At 65.3% G+C, this 2787-nt stretch carries 3 protein-coding genes and 1 pseudogene; 1 reads left to right on the top strand and 3 read right to left on the bottom strand.

What is annotated here, in order from left to right; all coding sequences use genetic code 11:
- A partial coding sequence (locus tag Q0693_RS04570; protein WP_298629553.1) for a trypsin-like peptidase domain-containing protein occupies positions 1-1094 on the top strand: 1094 nt, incomplete at its 5' end.
- A gap of 8 nt (positions 1095-1102) precedes the next feature.
- Here the strand turns inward: Q0693_RS04570 and Q0693_RS04565 are convergent.
- The 3 genes and pseudogenes from Q0693_RS04565 to Q0693_RS04555 form a co-directional block, all read right to left on the bottom strand.
- Positions 1103-1498, bottom strand: coding sequence for a hypothetical protein (locus tag Q0693_RS04565; RefSeq protein WP_298629554.1), 396 nt, complete (start codon positions 1496-1498; stop codon positions 1103-1105).
- A gap of 31 nt (positions 1499-1529) precedes the next feature.
- A complete protein-coding gene (locus Q0693_RS04560; protein WP_298629552.1) occupies positions 1530-2507 on the bottom strand; it encodes a TAXI family TRAP transporter solute-binding subunit in 978 nt (325 codons plus the stop codon).
- Between the two features lie 29 nt (positions 2508-2536).
- A pseudogene (locus Q0693_RS04555) lies at positions 2537-2787 on the bottom strand (transporter); the annotation flags it as partial.

The following is a 2787-nucleotide window of genomic DNA, read 5'->3' as shown; positions in this document are numbered from 1 at the left end:
CCGGGCTTTTGGAATACGAGCGCAACACGGTGGAGATCGTGGAAAGGTACGGGGACGGGGTGGTCTACGTGGGGGTGGTGACCCGTCCGCAAAGCGTCCAGCTGCCCCCGGGCTTTGAGTTCTTCGCCCCCTTCTTGCAGATGCCTCCCCAGGAAGGAGCGGGTTCGGGCTTTGTCATTGACAAGGAGGGCTATATCCTCACCAACTACCACGTGGTGGAGGGGGCAAGCCGCATCACGGTGAAGTTCCACAACGACCCGGGCGAGTACCGGGCCCGGCTGGTGGGGGCAGCCCCCCCTTTGGATGTGGCCCTCCTCAAGGTGGAGGCGCCCAAGGAAAAGCTGGTACCCTTGCCGCTTGGGGACTCCGACCGCATCCGGGTGGGGCAGAAGGCCATCGCCATGGGGAATCCCTTCGGCCTGGAGTTCACCGTGACCCAGGGGATCGTCTCCGCGATCCGGGAGAACCCCGGGGCCATCGGGGATGAGTCGGGCCTGGTGCCCCAGGTGATCCAGACGGATGCCGCCATCAACCCTGGCAACTCCGGGGGGCCCCTTCTCAACTCCCGGGGGGAGGTGATCGGCATCAATACCGCCATCCTCACCCCCACGGGCCAGTTTGGGGCCGCCCAGTTCGCCGGCGTGGGGTTTGCCCTGCCCATCAACCTGGTGAAGCAGTACCTGCCGGAGCTCAAGGCGGGGAAGACCCTGGCCGCGGAGGAGATCATCAAAAACCGGCCCCGCCTTGGCGTTTCCCTCATTCCCCTCTCCGTCTACCCCGAGAGGTTGCGCCAGCAGTACGGGCTTCCCGCCTCGGGCCTCATGGTGCAGGAGGTGGAGCGCAATAGCCCCGCTGCCCGGGCGGGCCTGAGGGCTCCAAGCCGCTTTGCCTACCTGCAACTCCCCACGGGGGAGACCCTCCAGGTGGGGGTGGATGGGGACGTCCTCCTCAAGGCGGAGGGCGTGCCCTTAACCTCCATCGCCCAGCTCCGGCGGGTTCTTTACAGCAAGAAGCCGGGGGAGGCGGTGAGCCTCGAGGTCTGGCGCCAAGGCCGCACCTTCACCGTGCGCGTGGTACCCCAGGTGATCCGCTAGCCAGGGGATTAAGGGGGCCAGAGGAGGCGTAGCCGCAGGCATCCCTTTTGCACCCGGAACCAGGTGTCCCCTAGCTTCAAGGCCAGGCCCACCTCGGAGCAGTAGGCCAGGACCTTCCGCCGCTCCTTGGCCAGGGCCTGGTTCCAGGGGTATTCCCCGGCGGTATAGTAGGCTTCCGTTTCCGGGTCGGTGTAGGCCTGGAAGCCCTGGAAGGCCCAAAGCGGGTGAAACTCCACAAGGACGGGTTTCCCCGTGACCGTGTTCACGAACTCCACCTGCCCCTTTTCCCAGGGGGTGAGGAGCAGATACCGCCTTTTGGTCCCCTCTTCCACCGCCACCACCCGCACCAGGGCCAGGAGGACCAGGGCCGACCAAAAAGCCCAGCTCCTCGGGAGCTGGGCCAGCTTGGTGGGGAAGGGAGCGGGTTTCACGGCCCTACTTCAAGGCCCCGGCTTCCCGGAAGTACCGCAGGGCCCCCTCGTGGTAGGGGATGGTACCTCCCACGAAGCGCACGGCGTTTTCCAGGCTGGTATCCCGGGCGGCGGCCACCGCCTGGCGTAGGGTGGCCAGGTTTTCAAAGGTGGCCTTGGTGAGGGCATACGCAGCCTCCTCAGGCAGGCTTTGCGGACAGACGAAGAGGTTCCAGAAGGTGAGGGTGGGGGTGTCGGCCCGGGTACCGTAGATGGCCTTGGGGATCACCCCGGGGCCGGCAAGGCCGGGGAAACGCTTCTGGAAGGTCTGGACCACGGTGCTCTTGGGGTCTAGGGGCACCAGGTGGATTCGTTGCCCTTTCCGGGCCAAGGAGGCCGCAAGCTCGGTGATGGCCCCCGTGGGCAGGCCCCCCGACCAGAAGAAGGCGTCGATGTTGCCCTCAGAGAGGGCATTGGCGCTCTCCTGGGCCCCTAGGCGTTCCTGCTTGGCGAAGTCCTTGGGGGATAGCCCCGCTGCCTGCAGGACCAGTAGGGCCTCCACCTCGGTCCCCGAGCCCGGGGCCCCGGTGGATACCCGCTTGCCCTTTAGGTCCTGCACCACCCGGATGCCGGTGCCCTCCCGGGTGACGATGTGCAGGAAGTTGGGGTACATGGCGAAGAGGATGCGGACGTTTTTCGCGGGTTTGTCCTTAAAGCGGTCGTGCTGCCCGGTGTAGGCCAGATAGGCGGAGTCCGGCAACACGGTGGCGCAGTAGTAGGTTCCTCCGCCGGTGCGGTTTTCCAAAAGAAGCAGATTGTCTATGGAGGCTGCCGTCTGGATGGCCTGGGCCTCGGCCACCCCGGCTTTGTTCCAGATCTCCGCCAGGGTGGTGCCATAGTAGAAGTACACGCCCCCCACGCCGCCTGTGGCCACCACCACCTTGGGTTTTTGGGCCAGGGCCAGGCCCACCAAGGCCAAAAGGATCAAGAGGACTCTTTTCATCGTTCTACCTCCTTGCCTTCGGTCTTACGCTAAGCCTCTTTGCGCGCTCTCGTCAACCCTTTGCGGAAGAAGGGAAGCCCCAGGAGGAAGGCCACCAGGTTGAGAAGCCCGTAGGGCACAAAGAGCAATACGGCCAGAATGCCCAAAGCCCAGGCCTCCCAGCGCTTCAAGGGCCTGCGGGTATAACCCGCTGCGGAGGCGGACAGGTAGACGATGCCTGCGGCTACAGAGAGGAAGCGCTCCAGAACCAAAGGCCACGCCTCCCCTGGGGGGGAGTTTT

It is taken from the genome of uncultured Thermus sp., assembly GCF_938010445.1.
GTDB classification, from domain to species: Bacteria; Deinococcota; Deinococci; order Deinococcales; family Thermaceae; genus Thermus; species Thermus altitudinis.
The sequence above is the reverse complement of the archived record's forward strand: the minus strand, read 5'-3'. Positions and strand labels throughout refer to the sequence as shown.